This is a genomic window from Trinickia fusca, assembly GCF_003628145.1.
Lineage (GTDB): Bacteria > Pseudomonadota > Gammaproteobacteria > Burkholderiales > Burkholderiaceae > Trinickia > Trinickia fusca.
The window spans coordinates 154,842-172,214 of sequence record NZ_RBZV01000008.1; the positions used below are offsets into that span (position 1 = coordinate 154,842).

General features: G+C 60.5%; 18 protein-coding genes and 1 riboswitch. Of the genes, 10 read left to right on the plus strand and 8 right to left on the minus strand.

Translation table 11 applies throughout. The annotated features are described in order from the left end of the window. The first annotated feature begins 71 nt into the window (after window positions 1–71). Window positions 72–1,070, plus strand: a complete 999-nt coding sequence (locus D7S89_RS18590; RefSeq protein WP_121279696.1) for a DedA family protein/thiosulfate sulfurtransferase GlpE — start codon at window positions 72–74, stop codon at window positions 1,068–1,070. Between the two features lie 30 nt (window positions 1,071–1,100). Here D7S89_RS18590 and D7S89_RS18595 read toward each other — a convergent pair whose 3' ends face one another. Further along, window positions 1,101–2,009, minus strand: a complete 909-nt coding sequence (locus D7S89_RS18595; protein WP_121279698.1) for a hypothetical protein — start codon at window positions 2,007–2,009, stop codon at window positions 1,101–1,103. Window positions 2,010–2,183: 174 nt separating this feature from the next. On the opposite strand from D7S89_RS18595, the gene D7S89_RS18600 reads away from it, so the two are divergent. From D7S89_RS18600 to D7S89_RS18610, 3 genes are all read left to right on the plus strand, one after another. Next, the gene (locus D7S89_RS18600; RefSeq protein ID WP_121279700.1) at window positions 2,184–2,957 is read left to right on the plus strand and encodes an SDR family oxidoreductase; all 774 of its coding nucleotides are present in this window, start codon (window positions 2,184–2,186) and stop codon (window positions 2,955–2,957) included. A 72-nt stretch (window positions 2,958–3,029) separates the two neighbouring features. Beyond that, window positions 3,030–3,629 (plus strand): TMEM175 family protein, encoded by a 600-nt coding sequence (locus tag D7S89_RS18605; RefSeq protein WP_121279702.1) that lies wholly within the window; start codon window positions 3,030–3,032, stop codon window positions 3,627–3,629. A 141-nt stretch (window positions 3,630–3,770) separates the two neighbouring features. After that, the gene (locus D7S89_RS18610; protein WP_121279704.1) at window positions 3,771–4,430 is read left to right on the plus strand and encodes a glutathione S-transferase family protein; all 660 of its coding nucleotides are present in this window, start codon (window positions 3,771–3,773) and stop codon (window positions 4,428–4,430) included. Window positions 4,431–4,508: 78 nt separating this feature from the next. Here D7S89_RS18610 and D7S89_RS18615 read toward each other — a convergent pair whose 3' ends face one another. Then, the gene (locus tag D7S89_RS18615; RefSeq protein ID WP_121279706.1) at window positions 4,509–4,994 is read right to left on the minus strand and encodes an Lrp/AsnC family transcriptional regulator; all 486 of its coding nucleotides are present in this window, start codon (window positions 4,992–4,994) and stop codon (window positions 4,509–4,511) included. Between the two features lie 188 nt (window positions 4,995–5,182). Here D7S89_RS18615 and glmS point away from each other — a divergent pair, with 188 nt between their 5' ends. From glmS to D7S89_RS18650, 6 genes are all read left to right on the plus strand, one after another. Next, a complete protein-coding gene (gene glmS, locus D7S89_RS18620) occupies window positions 5,183–7,012 on the plus strand; it encodes a glutamine--fructose-6-phosphate transaminase (isomerizing) (RefSeq protein ID WP_121279708.1) in 1,830 nt (609 codons plus the stop codon). A 105-nt stretch (window positions 7,013–7,117) separates the two neighbouring features. Next, complete coding sequence (locus tag D7S89_RS18625) at window positions 7,118–7,699, plus strand: PAAR domain-containing protein (RefSeq protein WP_121279710.1); 582 nt, start codon at window positions 7,118–7,120, stop codon at window positions 7,697–7,699. A 2-nt stretch (window positions 7,700–7,701) separates the two neighbouring features. After that, the gene (locus tag D7S89_RS18630) at window positions 7,702–8,499 is read left to right on the plus strand and encodes a hypothetical protein (protein ID WP_121279711.1); all 798 of its coding nucleotides are present in this window, start codon (window positions 7,702–7,704) and stop codon (window positions 8,497–8,499) included. A gap of 15 nt (window positions 8,500–8,514) precedes the next feature. Then, window positions 8,515–8,739, plus strand: a complete 225-nt coding sequence (locus D7S89_RS18635; RefSeq protein ID WP_245983054.1) for a hypothetical protein — start codon at window positions 8,515–8,517, stop codon at window positions 8,737–8,739. A gap of 440 nt (window positions 8,740–9,179) precedes the next feature. Continuing rightward, the gene (locus D7S89_RS18645) at window positions 9,180–9,845 is read left to right on the plus strand and encodes a hypothetical protein (protein ID WP_183085267.1); all 666 of its coding nucleotides are present in this window, start codon (window positions 9,180–9,182) and stop codon (window positions 9,843–9,845) included. Between the two features lie 269 nt (window positions 9,846–10,114). After that, a riboswitch (cobalamin riboswitch) is annotated at window positions 10,115–10,311 on the plus strand. 88 nt (window positions 10,312–10,399) lie between these two features. Beyond that, window positions 10,400–12,379 (plus strand): TonB-dependent receptor domain-containing protein, encoded by a 1,980-nt coding sequence (locus tag D7S89_RS18650; protein ID WP_121279715.1) that lies wholly within the window; start codon window positions 10,400–10,402, stop codon window positions 12,377–12,379. 142 nt (window positions 12,380–12,521) lie between these two features. Here the strand turns inward: D7S89_RS18650 and D7S89_RS18655 are convergent, their stop codons facing one another. From D7S89_RS18655 to D7S89_RS18680, 6 genes are all read right to left on the minus strand, one after another. Then, complete coding sequence (locus tag D7S89_RS18655) at window positions 12,522–13,103, minus strand: YdeI/OmpD-associated family protein (RefSeq protein WP_121279717.1); 582 nt, start codon at window positions 13,101–13,103, stop codon at window positions 12,522–12,524. 108 nt (window positions 13,104–13,211) lie between these two features. Next, on the minus strand, window positions 13,212–14,366 hold the full coding sequence (locus D7S89_RS18660) for a hypothetical protein (RefSeq protein WP_121279719.1): 1,155 nt from the start codon (window positions 14,364–14,366) through the stop codon (window positions 13,212–13,214). 4 nt (window positions 14,367–14,370) lie between these two features. Further along, entirely contained in the window at window positions 14,371–14,763 is a 393-nt protein-coding gene (locus tag D7S89_RS18665) for a hypothetical protein (protein WP_121279721.1), read from the minus strand. A gap of 170 nt (window positions 14,764–14,933) precedes the next feature. Continuing rightward, window positions 14,934–15,527 (minus strand): DUF1326 domain-containing protein, encoded by a 594-nt coding sequence (locus tag D7S89_RS18670; RefSeq protein WP_121279723.1) that lies wholly within the window; start codon window positions 15,525–15,527, stop codon window positions 14,934–14,936. An 80-nt stretch (window positions 15,528–15,607) separates the two neighbouring features. Then, window positions 15,608–16,393: a DUF2182 domain-containing protein gene (locus D7S89_RS18675; protein WP_121279725.1), complete on the minus strand. Its 786-nt coding sequence runs from the start codon at window positions 16,391–16,393 to the stop codon at window positions 15,608–15,610. Between the two features lie 89 nt (window positions 16,394–16,482). Further along, window positions 16,483–17,115, minus strand: coding sequence for a DUF1326 domain-containing protein (locus tag D7S89_RS18680; protein ID WP_121279727.1), 633 nt, complete (start codon window positions 17,113–17,115; stop codon window positions 16,483–16,485). Window positions 17,116–17,373 lie beyond the last annotated feature (258 nt).

The following is a 17,373-nucleotide window of genomic DNA, read 5'->3' on the forward strand; positions in this document are numbered from 1 at the left end:
ATTCGCGCATGACGCGCGAGAAGCGCGGCCCTCCCTGAACCTGCAATCCATCCATTAGAAAAGTCGCGCCGATGCTTCACGACCTCGTCGTCCGTTACGGGCCGGTACTCGTATTCGCCAACGCACTCGCGGCCTCGCTCGGCCTGCCGGTGCCCGCCATGCCTTCGCTTGTGCTGTTCGGCGCGATGGCGGCGCTGCATCCGGTGGCGATCGGCACCCAGCTGGCGTCGGTGCTACTGCTCGCCGTCTGCGGCACGCTGATCGGCGATAGCGTGTGGTTCCTGGCCGGGCGCCTGTATGGTCATGTCACGCTGAGCACGCTGTGCAGGCTGTCGCTCTCGCGCGATACGTGTGTGCGCAAGACCGAGCGCTTCTTCGGCCGCTGGGGCGTGCGCGTGCTGATGGTCGCGAAGCTCGTGCCGGGCTTGTCGATTCTGTCGGTGCCGATGGCCGGCGCGTTGCGCACACCGTATCGCACGTTTCTCGCGCATGACGGCGTCGGCGCAGCCGTATGGGCCGGTCTCGGCCTGATCGTCGGCGTGCTGCTTGCCCCGCAGATCGACATGGTGCTGGCCGGCGCAAGCCGGCTCGGGCGCGCGAGCCTGATCGTCATAGCCGCACTGGCGGTGCTCTACGCAGGGTATCGATGGATGCGACGTCGCTCGCTGACGAAGCAACTCGCGACGGCGCGCATCGCCATCGACGAACTCGAAGCCTTGATGCAGCGTGATAACGCTCCGGTCATCTTCGACATCCGCTCGAAGGAAACACGCCAGATCGATCCGTACGCGATTCCGGGTGCACGGTTCGTCGACGAACACGATCTCGCCGACATCGTCGCCACGTATCAGCGCAATCAGAAGCTCGTGGTCTACTGTTCGTGCCCGAACGAAGTGTCCGCCGCATGGATGGCCACGCAGTTGACCCAGGCCGGCTTCTCCGACGTGCTGCCGCTGCTGGGCGGGATCGACGCGTGGCGCGACAGTGGACGCCCCGTCATCGCGCTACCCACTGCGTCGAGCGGCGCCGACGCGCAGGCTAACGTGCCGCCCGCGGCCAGCGCGGCGTAACGACCGGTCGATTGCCTCGACAGACGGCGTTCACTTTGACCACAAGCACCATGCCTGCGCGTTGAACGCCAACGACTTGAACTCCGCGTAGGCCTCGTCGACCAAACAGCTTTGCTTGTCGAGGTGCCCGTCGAGCGTGATGCACCCCGCATGCTCCTTGCAGATGACCTGCTCGTAGCGGCCATGCTTAACCGCGGGCACCATCGAAAGAAAGTTGATCTCGGGTTTATAGCCGCGCGCCTTGTCGAGCCATGCAGCGCGACGCACCAAGGGGGGAACGAGCGCCTTGCCTTCCAGTTCGCGCTCGGCGACCGACTGCATGCATGCCTTGACGAACGTGTCGAGCGTTAGCGAGCGGCCCTCAGGTGGCATCTCGATATCGAGCGTGATACCTCCCGAAACGGGCGGTCCAACGGTATCGCCCATTCCGCCTTGCGCCTTGCCCTGCTTGTGAGCCAATAGTTCCCAGGTATCGTTGTCGGCACGAATCGACGCGTTGACGCCGATCGCCAGCGGCACGCCGGGCAGCCCGGCCTCGACCCAGAAGGCGTCGCCGGGTGAGCGACGCGTCCTCAACGCATCGGCAATCGACATTTCCTCGAGTGCTCCCAGCTTCACACGGCGATTCAACCATTGCGCCTCCGTGAACAACAGACGCGTAAAGAAGTCGGCCTCCAACGCGATGTAGTGCTGGGCCTCTTCGAACAAGAGCACCGTATCGCCGTTTTTGAAGTCCGGCTTGCCGTCGCGATACGCCTGCTTGCCGATTTCGAGCTCATCGTGCTTGAGCTTGGTCCCGTGCGACACGATCACCGGCTTGTCCCAATCCGGCGACCAAGTCTCGAATTGCTCGGCGAAGCGCGTGGGTTCGAATGACGACCTCCCTATCGGGCAGACGCTGTCCTTATTACCTTGCGTATAACGAACCTGAATCGACATGACGCGGCAGACCCCATGCAATAGACGATGGCGCAGTCTGCCGCCAAGCGCGCGTGCACGCAACCGTCTCGCGATGCACGCGGCTCGCGCGGCTCGCCAATCGTCGGCAGTTTATGGATTACGGTCGAGCGACTAGTCTTCAGTCACCCTCATCTACTGCCAAGGAGCGGCCAAATGAGCGCAACCACTCTTCAGGACAAAGTGATCGTCATCGGCGGCGGCGCCAAGAACCTCGGCGGCGCGATGGCCCGGCATTACGCCGCCAACGGCGCGGGCGCGATCGCCGTGCACTACAACAGCGATGCCACGCGTGGTGCCGCGCAGGAAACGGTGGCCGCCGTCGAAGCAGCCGGTGCAAAAGCGCTGGCCATTCAGGGTGACCTCACGAAAGTCAGCGAAGTCACGCGGCTATTCGACGAAACGATTGCCGCGTTCGGCCGCGTCGACATCGCCATCAACACGACCGGCATGATCGTCAAGAAGCCGATGGCCGACGTCACAGAAGACGACTACGACAAAAGCTTCGCGATCAACTCGAAAGCCGCGTTCTTCTTCATGCAGGAGGCCGGCAAGAAGCTCGTGGACGGCGGCAAGCTGTGCACGGTGGTCACCTCGCTGCTGGGGGCGTTCACGGGTCTTTACGCCATCTATGCGGGCAGCAAGGCACCCGTCGAGCACTTCACGCGCGCGGCGGCGAAGGAGTTCGGCGAGCGCGGCATCTCGGTGACGGCGGTCGCGCCGGGGCCGATGGAAACGCCGTTCTTCTACGGCCAGGAGACGCCCGACTCGACGCGCTATCACCAGACAGCCGCGGCCCTCAGCCCATTCACGCGCACAGGCTTGACCGACCCGCACGACATCGTCACGCTCGTGCAATACCTTGTCACCGACGGCTGGTGGATCACCGGGCAGACGATTCTCGCCAACGGCGGCTATACGACCAAGTAAACCTGCGGCGAGCGGGCCCGCTCTTCATGAACGCCCCTTATAACAACCGCTGTCCCGAGGCAGACCGAGCATATGGAAAAAAATCGATTGGAAGCGTTCAGTGATGGCGTGATGGCGGTCATCATCACCATCATGGTGCTCGAGCTGAAAGTCCCGCACGGGCAGGACCTTTCGGTGCTGGCGCCGTTGTGGTCGACGTGGATCAGCTACGTGCTCAGCTTCATCTACGTCGGCATCTACTGGAACAATCATCACCATATGCTGCAGGTCGTCCGCAGCGTGAACGGCGGGATCCTGTGGACGAACCTGCATCTGCTGTTCTGGCTGTCGTTGCTGCCATTCACGACGGGCTGGATGGGCGAGAACCATTTCGCGCGCTGGCCGACGATGCTTTACGGCTTCGACCTGCTCGCATGCGCAGTGGCGTGGTATCTGTTGCAGACGTGTCTTATCGAGCACCACGGCGCCGATAGCTTGCTTGCCCGGGCCGTGCGCGGCGACGCGAAACTTAAGCTCTCGGTCGTGTTGTACTTCGGCGGCCTGGGTGCTGCCGGGCTAGGCTGGCCCACCGTCGGCATCCTGCTGTTTGCCATCGTCGCGCTGTTCTGGATCGTGCCCGATCGCCGCATGGAGCGCGCGCTGGCCGAAGCGCAAAGCAAGCGGCAGCAATGACGATTTGCACGGTCCAGGTTGTAGGACCTAGTCTGCGTCGATCGTCGGGATGTCGATTTCGGTGGGCCCCATTCGTCGTCATGTCGAGCAGTCCGTTTTGCGCGCGCCAGGCGTGCGCCCTTTTCTTTCAAGGTGCTGACAATGACGCTGAAGCTTTTTGCCCACCCGTTTTCCTCCTACTGCCAGAAGGCCCTGACCGCACTCTACGAGAACGCCACGCCGTTCGAATGGTGCCTGCTGACGCCCGAGAACCCCGACGCGATGACGACGCTTGCCAAGCTCTGGCCGCACAAGCGCTTTCCAGTGCTCGTCGATGGCGACCGCACAATCATGGAGGCCAGCATCATCATCGAATACCTGGGCCTCTACCATCCGGGGCCGGTCCGGTTGCTGCCATCCGATCCGCGCGCCGCGCTGCACGTGCGCACGATGGATCGTTTCTTCGACAATTACGTCTCCACGCCGGTACAAAAGATCGTGTTCGACACGTTTCGGCCGGAAGGCGAGCACGATGTCCGCGGCGTGGCCGACGCGCGCGCAATGCTCGAGACCTCCTATGCCTGGCTCGACAAGACGATGGCCGGACGCGAGTGGGCGGCCGGCGATACGTTCAGCCTCGCCGACTGCGGTGCCGCGCCGTTCCTGTTCTACGCCGACTGGACGCATCGCATCGACGCGTCGTTGACGAACGTGATCGCCTACCGGCAGCGACTGCTTGCACGGCCGTCGTTCGCGCGTGCGGTGGATGAAGCGCGCCCGTATCGACACCTGTTCCCGCTCGGGGCACCGGATCGCGACTAACTCAATGCAGGCATCTTCCGCGCTGGCGATTCGCGTGATTCGACGCTTTCGCCGGCGCGGTCGCTCGCGTCCCTAGCTTTAGCTTGCGCGCCGTGCGGCTTCGATCGGCGCATTGGCTTCGAATTTCGCGCGATGCGTCGAGAAGAACGTGCGCACGTTGCGGACGTTCGACGAGTTCGTGAAGAGGCGCCGCGCGAATTCATCGTAGGCGCTCATATCGGAGAGATCGGCCATGACGACGAAATCCGGGCCTGGCGAGACCCGATAGCACTGCGTGACCGCAGACTCGGCGCAGATATAGCCCTCAAACGCTTCGAAATCCTCGGCCGCCTGACGATCGAGGCTGACCTCGATGATTGCCGTCACGCTCATGCCCACCTTGCGGTGATCGACCAACGCGATTTCCCGCTGAATGACGCCCGCCTCCTTGAGCCGGCGCACGCGTCGCATGCACGTGGGAGCCGACGCGAGCACACGCTCGGCCAGCTCGGCATTCGAAATCGACGAATCGTATTGCAGGACGCGCAGGATCCGGAGATCGAGCTCGTCTAAGTGGATGCTCATCGCTTGTCTCTGTTGTCTCGATTATTGGAGTAATTGTCGGGTCGATGATGAAAGAATATTTCATGTCCCACGGCGATGATATCTCGATTTCATTTCGAGCGAAAATTCGAAAGAAAATTACATCGCACCGACCGTACTATCGCATCCAACGCCTGAACGAAACGGGCTCTTCAACGGAGTGTGCGGATATGTGTGGAATCGTCGGTGCGGTCGCTCAACGAAACGTCCTGCCTGATCTCGTCAACGGGCTGAAACGCCTCGAATATCGAGGCTACGACTCGTGCGGCGTGACGGTACACCAAAACCGCATGCTCGTGCGTGCACGCAGCGTCGATCGGGTGGCGGCATTGCAGACCGAGATCGCGCAACGCGAACTGGCCGGTTATACGGGCATTGCGCATACGCGGTGGGCTACGCATGGCGAGCCTGTTACGGCGAATGCGCATCCGCACTTCTCGCCTAGTGATGAGCGCCCGCGGATCGCCGCTTCGCACAACGGCATCATTGAAAACTACGAAGCGCTGCGGGCCGAGTTGCAAGGGCATGGGTATGTGTTCGCGAGTCAGACCGATAGTGAGGTGATCGCTCATCTCGTCGATCACCTGTATGACGGCGATCTGTTTGAAGCTGTGCGTGCGGCCGTTGCGCGTTTGCGTGGCAGCTTCGCTATTGCGGTGCTGTGCCGGGATGAGCCGCATCGGCTCGTCGGTGCGCGCAACGGCAGCCCACTTGTTGTTGGCGTGGGCGAAGGCGAGAACTTTCTCGCCTCGGATGCGATCGCGCTATCGAATATCACCGACCAGATTGCTTACCTAGAAAACGGCGATGTCGTCGATGTGCAGTTGCATCGGTATTGGATCGTCGACGGCAACGGGCAGCGTGTCGAGCGGGCGGTGCGTACGGTTTCGGCTCATAGCGGTGCCGCTGATCTCGGGCCGTACCGCTATTACATGCAGAAGGAGATCTTCGAGCAGCCGCGTGCGGTTGCCGACACCTTGCAGGGCATCGACTCGATCATGCCGGAGTTGTTCGGCGACACCGCATGGCGCGTGTTCAATGCCGTCGATTCGGTGTTGCTGCTTGCGTGTGGGGGCAGCTTTCATGCGGCGTTGACCGCGAAGTATTGGATCGAGAGCATCGCCCGGCTGCCGGTGCAGGTTGAGATCGCTAGCGAGTTTCGGTATCGCGACGCTGTGCTCAGCGAAAACACGTTGGTTGTTGCTGTGTCGCAGAGTGGTGAGACGGCTGATGTGCTGGGTGCTGTCGAGGTGGCTAAGCAGATGGGGATGGCGAAGACGCTCGCGATCTGCAATGTGGCCACGAGTGCGCTCGTGCGTGAGTGTGCGTTGCACTTCATCACTAGGGCCGGGATTGAGATTGGCGTCGCCTCGACCAAGGCGTTTACTACGCAGCTCGTTGCGTTGTTTCTGCTTACGTTGTCGTTGGCTCAGGTGCGCGGGAAGCTGACCGATGAGGAGGAGAAGGAGCACTTGCGGGCATTGCGCCATCTTCCCGATGCGATGAGCAAGGTGCTTGCGCTCGAACCTAGCATCATCGCTTGGTCCGAGGTTCTGACTCGTAAGGAGAACATACTGTTCGTCGGGCGAGGAATGCATTATCCCGTTGCGCTCGAAGGGGCGCTGAAAATGAAGGAGATCTCGTATATCCACGCCGAAGCTTATGCGGCCGGTGAGCTCAAGCATGGGCCGTTGGCGTTGGTCAGCGCAGAGATGCCGGTGGTGGCGGTCGCGCCTAATGACCGACTACTCGAGAAGCTTAGGTCGAACATGCATGAGGTCAACGCGCGCGGCGGGAAGCTGTTCGTGTTTGCGGATGTGGATTGTGGGTTGTCGCCAGCGCCGGGGATCGAGGTGATCAGGCTCGTGGAGCACTATGGGCCGCTTTCGCCGATCCTGCATACGCTTCCGATGCAGTTGCTCGCTTATCATGCCGCGCTCGCGAGGGGGACCGATATCGATAAGCCCAGGAATTTGGCCAAGTCGGTGACGGTGGAGTGAGGGGGGCTGCCTCTTCGATTCCGGCCGCCTTCTTGCAAGGCGCGTGACGCTCGTGCTATCTATTCGCCCCTCAATATACAAAAAACTACCGAGGGCCTCAGCAGAATGAGACGTAGCTATCTGAAAATCGGCGATAAATCGTCGGTCGGCGGAACTGTAGCAGAAGGCATACCGAAGACAACCCATTACGGCACCGAACTCACCTTCATAGGGGCGCAGGTCGTTTGTCCAGCCTGCAAATCTGTGGGTCACATTGCCGCGAAGGGTCCGCGCCGGCCCGGTTCGATGATGGGTAAAGAGCCCGCCCTGGAAGGAGACATCTGCGTATGCAAGTGTAGCTCGCCACCCGTAATGCTTCCCTCTCAGTCCAATATGTACGAGAGCTTCGAAAGCCACGAACTGGCGAGCATGGGCTACGGACCCGCGGGCAACTACTTGGCCGACGAGCCGGCAGGCGAGCACTGGATTCGATTCTCGCTGAGCGATGCAGGCAGTTGCGAAGGCCTGCATTGCCGCGCCCACTTCGCCGATGGCTCCGTTGAAGAAGGCGTCTTCGACGCCGACAACAAAGTCCATTTTGATCGCCCCAACGCCTCCGCGTGCCGGCGGGTCGATGTCGTGCTCGACGGCGGTCGGACGAGCGGCCAGTCGGCGATGGGCAACATTCTGATGGCGATGGCGGGGTAAACATGGCGGATACGACAGCAAGCAAGAACACGGTCGCCAGCGGCTCGTTCAACACCCAGCAGGTTCATGACATCAAGAGTGGTCTGCTGGAAGCAGCCATCGCGGACTACGAAGCAATCGCCACGACCTTCGCCGTCAACGCAATCAGCGACGACAAGGTTCGCCAGCAATATAGCAAGCACATCAGCGAAATATCCGACCAGGTGAGGCAGGAAGTTGCCAACGGCAACATGACCGTGAAAGAGGGTGCGGAATATTGCAGCCAACTGCGCGACAAGCTCTTCGTCGAGTATCGAAAGTACACGTCCGCCGTCGGAGTCGCGAAGGCCGAGGCACTGAAGCTCAAATCCAGAGGATTCGACTACTACCTGAACAAGTACGCTCAGGCTCAGTTCGGTAAGAACTTCGATGTGCTGACGACTGAAGAGCGTAATGCTGTCTACTACACGGTGCTGAAGAAAGCCGGCGGTGCCAACGCCGATGTCTCAGCCAAGGTCCGCCGATTGCAAGTCAGCGCCCGAGTCGCCATCCTATTCACGGCTATCATCGCGACCGGCGAGGTCATTGGCGCCAGGGACAAAGTGAAAGAGGCCGCACGACAGGGGAGCATCATCGCAGGCGGCATGATTGGTGGAAGCCTCGCAGGGCTCGCTGTTTCATTCGTTTGCGGCCCCGCTGAGCCCGCGTGCGCTGTCGCGCTGGTGCTCATCGGGAGTAACCTGGGAGGAATGGCAGCCGAAGCCGGAAACGACATGTACCAGGAAGAACTGCCTGTGTTCATGCACTGGATGAACGACTAAGCGGAACGCCGAAAAATGTCGACGCCAATATTCATAGTTCTTTTCGTGCTCTTCGTCGGTGCCGCCGTGTTAATTATCATCAATATCACGGATGACCCGGGCATCGACTACTGGGACCTCGACGGGGAGAACAAACCTCCTGTGTCCAAGCTCGATGTCCTCCGAAACAAGCCAGTATTCTACGGCGCAGGGGCGGTGCTCATCGGTACCTTCATTGCTTACCTATTGGTACGCCGCTAAATGAAGGTCATCGACGTGAAAAAGCAATACATCGCGCCGATGTCGCTTTGGCTTGGGGTGCGCAAACGGTTCCTAGATACGGAGCTCTTCATTGAGCCCGTGTGGGTTGGCTCGGGCGACACGTGCAGACCTGTGGTCTTTGTTGCACGCGTCCTCGCGGAATCTTATGCCTATCTACGAAACAAGTACCACGGACCGACGCTAACAACACTTGGAAAGTCGTCGCATTGCACGACTTCAACTTGCTGAGCCACGCTCGAGGCATCAACGGACCGCTCTACTGCATGATAGCCTCTGGGTTCTCCATGGAAGACGCGGACAGCGTCACAGTCTATGAGCGATCTCTACCGAACCCGATGGTGCCCGAAGCAGAATGTGCTTCCGCTGGAGTGCACTCAATAATTGAGGCGGGCGTATCCGCTCATTGCGAAAGCTAAACCATGTTTGACATCATTTTTGGAACGGCGCACGCCATCTACATCGCGGGCGCACTGGTCGGAAGCATCATCCTGTGGCCGGACCAGACTTACCCACTTCACAAAGCCCCCGAGGAACGGGAAATGGTAGAAGTCGTCGGCTTTCATCCTCAGTGGTACAAGGCAGACTCGAAGTGCCATTACACCGGCCTCATCGTCCCGTACGTGCGCGACTGGCCCGAAACCGTGCGCCGCGGCCAGGAGGAAGAAATACTTTCGCCGGACCTCGAGCATACGGCCGGACACGCTGTCATCTTGGACACGAAGACGTGTCCGGGGAAAGAAGACGAGACGGTTTTCCTCGTCGACGCAGTGGAGCGCAATTTCGGCGCCCTCGGTGGTGGCACAGACTTCCACTTCGACGACCCAGACACCATCAAGCCCGAGTACAAACCGAAGTGGTTGCCGCAAGTAATGCAACGCATCGAGCGCGTGGCTGAGCACGACGGGAACGCCAAGGAACTTCTTAAGGCAATCACCGCGCTCGAGCATGACCGTGCAACCAAGGCGCAGGCAGCTGTAGCGGCGGCGTCTAACGCGACCGCCGCCAGCGCCGACGCGGCGGCGGCACCGGCAAGTGCGTCGGTGTCAACCAGTGAACCGGCCATCCCAACCGCTAATACCGACTAACCGGGGTTGGCGCAGCCCGTTGCAAACATGCGCCATGTGGCCGGGGCATGCCACCTTGTGGCCCGGTTCGCGATGGTGGCGATGAAACCGCCCGCCGTTGTTTGCACGCGACACCCATCGGTGAGAGCGCGCATATCGCACTGGTCGTCGGAACAGGCTTCAAGCATTTGTCGAGCTTACCCGCGATTCGGCCTGCGAAGCACCGAAGGTGCGCCGCTAGCGGCGTCGCGGACGGCTTCAAGAAGATTGACGACAGCACACAAGAATCGTTACCCTCCCGCGCTGATGGTTCCCATCAAAGGGATCAAAAGGGAACGCAGTAGAAGCGTCGATGCTTCGAGTCTGCGGCTGCCCCCGCAACTGTAAGCGGCGAGTCCGGGCCACTCATGACCACTGGGAAACTGGGAAGGTCGGCATCGGACGATGACCTGCGAGCCAGGAGACCTGCCATCAACCGAGGTCCAAGCAGCCGTGCCGGGCGGGGTGTCCCGATGCGCTAGCGCCGCATGATGCGGTCGCATGTTGCAAGGACAGCCCCGATCTCAGGTTCTGTCATGTCCATCGTTGTGAAAGCGGCGCCCTCTCAGGGCGCCTTTCGTCGTAGCGCCGCCGGCGTCTGCGCTACGCTCGCCGTCTCGCTCGGTGCGCCCATCGCCCACGCCGCGGACGATTCGGTCTCCGCGCAAACTAGCGCTGCGCTGCCCGTCGCCGAAACCACGCTGCCGAACATCCTCGTCATCGGCGATACCCAGCATCTGCCGCAGTCGTTCGATCAGCGCTATGCGACGACTCATGTGCTCACGCGCCAGGATCTCGACCGCCTGTCGCCCGCGTCCCCCAGCATCACAGACGTGCTGGCCACGCTGCCCGGCATCACCGTGTCGCAAAGCGGTGGCCCAGGCGCCGCGTCTTCTGTCAGCATCCGAGGCTCGTCGGCCCAGCAGGTCGCCGTGTTCATCGACGGCATCCGCGTCGGCTCCGCCACAACGGGCATCGCCGAGTGGGCGGATCTACCGACCGAGGCCTTCGACCGCGTCGAGGTGATTTCGGGGCCGGCCGCCGCGTCGTTCGGCGCGGACGCAGTGGGCGGCGTGGTGCAGCTCTTCACGCGCCATGCGTCGAATCAGCCCAACCAGACCTCGATCTCGTTCGGAGGCGGCTCGAACAAGACCTTCGACACGCAGGTCCGTACCTCCGGCACCGTGCCTTCGACGGGGCCGCTTTCCGCCCTTGCCGGACTCACGTACTCGCTCGGATTGCACGACTACAACACGGCCGGCATCGATGCGACCCAGCCGTATGCGTTCGGCCACGAGGATGGCCGCAACCCCTATCACGCGCAGAACATCGATGCGCGGCTCGGCTATGCCCATGGCAATTGGTCGATCTCCACGTTCGCGCTTTACCATCGGTCCAATCTTTCCTACGACAACATCGACGGGGACGACTGGCAGCTCGATCACCAGCTGACGACAGGTGTGGCGTTTCATTGGGACATTACCCCGGACACCCAGTTCGACCAGTCGATCGGCTATGCGAACGACCATCAGTTCTACTACGCTGTCTCCCCGACGTTTCCGACCGATGAAATCGACTCGACGCGCCTCAGCACGTCGACCTCGCTGACGCATCAGGAACGTGGACTCAAGCTGTTTGGCCTGCCGCTGTCGGGCGAGACGAAGCTCGCGTACGACTTTTCGCGCGAACAAGCGTTCTTGCCTGTCGACATCCCGACGGGCGTGCCGACGCGCAACGATTCGGCGGTGTCGCTCCATCAGGCGGCCACGCTGGGCGCGTTCACGATGTTCCTCGCCGGGCGCCACGAGATTGTCCAAGGCCGGACGGTCAACACGGGTAACGTCGCGCTCTCTTATGCGATCACACCGGTCTACACGGCGCGGCTGTCGTATGGCAACGCGTTCCGCCTGCCGACGTTCAACGACCTGTACTACCCACAGTACGGCAACCCGAACCTGCGGCCCGAGCGCAGCGATACGGTTGAGGCGGCACTCGACGCATCCACCGCATTCGGCACGTTTTCCGCGGCGATTTACGATACGCGAGTGCATGATCTGATTGCGTACAACGCGGCGACGTTCGCACCGGACAACATCGGGCGGGCGCACATTCAAGGCATCGACCTCTCGTACAAGGGCACGCTCGCCAAGACCACGTCCGTCAGAATTGCCGTGGGCATCCTGAATCCGCAGGACGTCACCGACCAGACCTGGCTCAATCGCCGTCCGCGCCAGACAGCTAGCCTGCGCGTCGATCACACGTGGGATGAGTTCCAGTTGCACGCGCTCAGCACCGGACTCTCCGTGCTGTATGGTGGACCGACCTTCGACGATCAGATCAACACGATTTATCTCCCGTCCTATACGACGGTCAGCCTGCGCGCGACGTACAAGGTCAATGCGCATCTCACCGTGTCGGCGAACCTGTCGAACGTCTTCGACCGGCAGTACATGACCGCGTACGGCTACAACTCGTTGGGACGTACGGCCTTCGGCAAGCTCGCATATACGTTCTGAACGACAAGACAGTGTCGCGCTCCTGAGTCCGGACACATCACGGGTGGGCCGTCGTCACGACGGCCCACGATTGCCGTTCAGGAGATCCATCGGATGCGGACAATGCAAGCCCGTTCGCGGGCTTCAGGCGTTGCCATCGAACTCATCGATCATTGAGTCCCTGTCCATCGAGGATTTTCTGCATGCACTTCTCAACCCTCGACTCCCGCGTTTTGGATTGCTTGGGCTCGGAAAAATAAAGAAGGTAGGCCCTTTGCCTCCCTGGGGTCAATTCATCAAACGCAGCCCTCAAGGCAGAGACCTCATCCAATTTCCTTCGAAATTCCTCCGGGATCGCAAATTCTTCCGTCTTTTTGAAAGGCACCTTCAAACCGGCCTTCTCCACCTCGATAGCCTCATGGAGATAGGACTTCAAGATGGATTCCATCTCGACTATTTCCCGAACGCTCGTGAACCTCACCTGGCGCGCCGACTGCACATTCTCCGTTTGCGCGATCAGAATACTCTTGGCGTCCTTTAACAAAGCACCCTTAAAAAACAGCAGCGCACAGTACTCCTTGAACCCATGCATCAAAACTACGTTTCCATCCTGAAACGTGTAGCAAGGAACGCCCCACTTCAACTCTTCGGTCAATTGACAGTCAAGGACGATCTCTCTCAACGCCTCAAACTCTTCGCGCCATGCTTTTACATTGCCCAGATACGCGTCGACCTTAGGATTCATTCCTTGCCCCCTCCAAGACGATGACTCGAGATAGAAGTTTTCGACTAACCAGGGAGCAAGTCTAACGCCGATAACGCTATGTCGGCATGTGCTGACCAAGCAATTCACCTACTTCGGTACAGCCGGCGCTGCGGTCATTTTCGGCTCTGTCTTGGCCGTGTCGGCAGACTGATCACCAGCCGCCTCGAGCTCTTCGCCGTTTCCGCCATCAGGCGTATCCTCACCCTCATCTGCGGAAGGCTCCACCTCCGTGCCTTCGGCATTGGCCTGCTCCTTTGCTGCGGACGACCACCGAGATGGGTCCAGCGGCGCATTGAATTGAAACTGATTGGCGAGGTCTTCCCAAAACCGACGCCGCTCCTTGGCCGTGGAGGGCAGCGTATACCCAAGCGCCGTCGCGAGTGCGGGTAGATACAAGTCGAAGGCGCTCTTGACCACTTCCCCCCAAGCGATAGCCGTCGACACCGCAGCCAAATAGCAAAGCCGGCTCACGATAAACGCCATCGTGCAAACGCCAACAAACACCCAAAGCTGTCCACCGTAAAACCCACTCAGAAAGTCAGCGACGCACCGAGCAAATGCGATCACCCCCAGCAGAAACGAGACAAACACGAGACTCACGAAAAAGTCGACCGGTGCCCGTGCATCGGCCAACGTCTCCTGATAATTCTTGGGCACCACGGCGAGGAGTCTTGGCCAAGCATGAATGCTTTCGACACCGTACACGTTGCCCGCATACATCTCGAATGCGCGAAGTACGTTCCCGAAGCGGGTCGGCAGCACCAGTTCCCGCTGATCCGGGTACTCCAGTGCCAATTTTCGCCTAAGCCGCAGATAGCTGAATTCGAGTGCCGCGCGCGACTGCACCCCGTCGGCACGGGTCGTTCCCACGACCAAGACTTTGGACGCGCTCCCGGCGCTCGATATAGCCGCCGAGGCAACCCTCGCCGCCTGCCTCTGCTGTTTCCGACGCGCTAACTGCCGCTGACGAAGCCACGATTGCTTCAGTGGCCAAACGTAGCCTTCGAGCACGCGATACATCCAGTGATTGCCGGCCATCAGCAGCACCGCAAGCGTCCACACCGACAGCAGCATGACCGTCAGGTTCGAAAATGTCTTGTCTTCGGCGGCCTCCGTGAGCAGCGTTTTGAACGGCTCGATGTCGCGGTTCAACCATAGGAACACGACCGTGCCCACGAGTGCGGGCAGGAAAAAACCCAGCACAAAGGACTTGTCAGCCAGTTTGGAAAGACCGCTGAACATGTCGCTAGTCGTCGTCGGGATCCGGCGGGTCCGGTAGTCGCGTCGGCTTCTGCCCCGGTTCGCCAGGCAACATCAGCTGAATATTCTCGACCACCCCTACGAAACCCAGGCCTTCTGTCAGCTCTACGGCTTGGTCTTCATTGCTGAGGACGACGCCGGTTTTATGCTCCGTTAGCCACGAATAGAGGCTCTGAGCCAAAACCGGTGCCTCATACGCTTTTAATACAAGATACAAGCCCGCGTCACGGCCCAGCGGTCCGCTTAAAAACGACGACGATTCCAAGCCTACGATCGGGCTAAATACCTGGAATTGGTCGCGCAATGAATCAGCGAGATATACCAACTGGGTTTCGTCCTCGGACAAAACCTGCACCCTCATCAAAATCGACAGGTCCATAGCGCTTCCCCGCGACCGGGCTAGACGCGTTCTCGCGTCCCCAGTGACATACGTCGGAACATATGTTGAATTCTAGGCAGCGCTAAGCTGTTTCGCTATCTCTCGAACCGAACTCCTACGTCACTGGACACGCCCCACCGCCGAACGACCGTTTCACTCTTCGCTAGCCGTTATGCACTCCAATCAAACTCCGTAATTTCCGCATGCCCGAGGCTATCCCATTGGCGCAGGTCAGGGTCGCGCCACCATGTGCCCTTGCCATTGGCAAGCCCGATGTTGTCGCGAAAGGTAGCTGCACCATGCAACAGGCGCGTCGGTTCACCGGAGACACCGCGCAGCGGTTTAGCGACCGCCACACCAATTTTCCCAACCGTGATTCGCGTCTCATCTGGGCCACTCTGGATATCGAACGGCGCCTCCTGAGTCGGTAGCCATGTCTTGACCAGTTGCCCGACAACGCCATACACGCCCCCCAGCTGGCCCTTGAACAAAGGTTCGAGCACGGCCCGCTGCTCGGCCGACACCGAGGAATCGAAGTAGATGCGCCCGACGCCCAGACCACCCAGAAAGCCTTTAGGCCAATCAGCCACCCAAGCGAGCTTGGTGCTCCCGACGTCTACGCCATCGACATCTCCACTGCCTATATGAACCCACTGTCCACCCGAGCACCAGACTTGATCGCCTTCCATCTCGCCGAAGACGCAAGGGCAGCCAACCTTGCAGCTGCATGGCGCATAGTAGGTCCCCACAATATGCCAAGCCATAGCACGCCTCCTTGTGTTCGCTGGTTGTAAAACGCGACATGGCACGCGTTCGCGCGCCATGTCACACCCATCCTTGCCGGCTATAGGACACTCCCTAACCAGGGTGTCGCCAGCACCACGAGTCCGCCCCCGATGAGCGCCACACCTAGGGGCCACGCCACGCGGTGTCCGCCGGGCAAGGTCTTTTCGATGAAAATGAGGATCGCCGCCGTGGACATCCACGCCATATTCATTGCGCCGAGCGCGACCAATGCGACCATCAGGCCGGCGCAGCATCCGATGCAGTCGATCGCATGTAGCACACCGAGGCGCAAAGCGCCGCGCGCGCCCGGCCGCCAGTGCCGCAAAAGGAAGAACAGCGGGTTGCTACACCGCATGTGACAACTGCGCTTTAGCGTCGTGAACTGATAGACGCCTCCCGCGATCAACAGCAAGCCGGGGCCAATGCTCCCGCCCAGGCTCACGTGGCCGATGATTTGTTGATATGCGTACACCGGCAACCCAGTCGCAGTCCAAAGCACCACGTAGCCCATGATCAGCGCAACCATTCCCGACCACGCACCGGAACGGGCCGTGCGCTCGCGAGCAGTGATCCGATAGAGCAATATCAGAGGCAGGATGGCCGGGAGCATCATCGCTACCATCATCACGGCCCAGGCCAGCAGAAAGAAAGCGATGCGGCTGTCCATTTGCCCAGCCATGCCCATCTCATCCATCGCACGCCCCTGCTGGACGGTGTAGGTCCAACTCGCCGCAGTCACCAGCAGAAGCACCGCGCCAGGAAAAAGGTTCTCCCGCCTCGCCAAGGCGGCCCATCCAACGGTAATCAGCCTGTCGGATTTGTCCGAAGCGCGAGGGTGGGACATGACGTTCTCTTCGTGGCCGCTCGTGCAGCTATCGATGACCGGCGCAGGTCATGCAGGCGACGAGAAGGATTGGGCGCTTCCCGCAGCACTCAGGCATTGACCCAGTCGAACTCATTGAGCTGAGCGTAGGTATTCTGGTGATGCATGACGAGCGGCTCCGGCGTGGAGACGTCCATGCGTGCCACGTTACCCATCTCGGCCACCTTGTACTCGAAGCCGTTCGGCAGTTCGATGCGCGCGCGATGCTCCTCGCCCGTGACCGGGTTCTTGATCGGCTCGACGTCGAACTCGGCAATGCCGGGAACACGGAGTGCACCAGTACGACGCCCGCGATCAATCTCCAGCTCAATGGCGGCGAACACCGGGTCGAATGTATGCGGGCACACGGACGCGAAAATTTCAAAATACGTTCCGCCTTCCTTGCCGCTCTGGATCGCCGTCAAGGCTTCCCGCTGCGCGGGCGACGCTTTCTCGTCGATGACCCACTGCCTGGTGCCGTTCCCTTCGTGGATTGCGCCGGGCCAGCGCACGATCTGAACGAAGCGCAGACCATCGAGACGAATCGTGCCGTACTCGCCAGCACGGATTTCGTAGCCGATGACCGCTTCGCAGTGCCCCGCGGTAGGCAGCGCGTTGAACTGACATGGACAGCCCCACGCACAGTTGCAGCTCGCCACCTCTTCCCCTTCCATTCGCCAATGGGTCCTGGTCGAGCTTCCCATGATTCTTTCCTCCTTCGCGTGCGGACCGGAGCCAATCGTTGGACCAGCACGTCGGGAGGTGGACCGCAATGTAGACCTCTCGGCATGAGACCTACCCGCTCTGATGAGCCCGTCCAGATCCGTCCATGACGGCTATCGCGGAAGGAGTGTCATCAAGATTAGATGCCACACCATGCAAAATCCAGCCGCTTCGGTGGTGGCTCAGAAGCCGTATGCATCGACCTCTAGCCCCTGCAAATTGCGCGTTTTCTTTAAGTG